General features: G+C 61.8%; 1 protein-coding gene. It reads right to left on the reverse strand.

Annotated features, from left to right (window positions below):
- Positions 1–23: 23 nt before the first annotated feature.
- A partial coding sequence (locus tag ACM43_RS09475; RefSeq protein ID WP_271539836.1) for a hypothetical protein occupies positions 24–207 on the reverse strand: 184 nt, incomplete at its 5' end.

Below are 207 nucleotides of genomic sequence, written 5' to 3' on the forward strand. Positions count from 1 at the left end.
TGCCGTTCGTTCTTCCCGATACTTTACGCCACTGTTGCTTGCTGCTGTCGTGGCTGTGGGGATGTGGGCAACGCGCAACGTTGTCCAAGCTTCTCGCTTGCGAGAAGCGTCATATCCACAGCCTCTTCGCCGAATGCGCCGGTGACACCTGCCCGCCAGACCGCCATCCGCGCGCGGTTTTCCAGCGCCTGATGGGGGCGCTGGAAA

The sequence above is a fragment of the Bradyrhizobium sp. CCBAU 45321 genome (genome assembly GCF_028128975.1).
Classification (GTDB): Bacteria; Pseudomonadota; Alphaproteobacteria; order Rhizobiales; family Xanthobacteraceae; genus Bradyrhizobium; species Bradyrhizobium yuanmingense.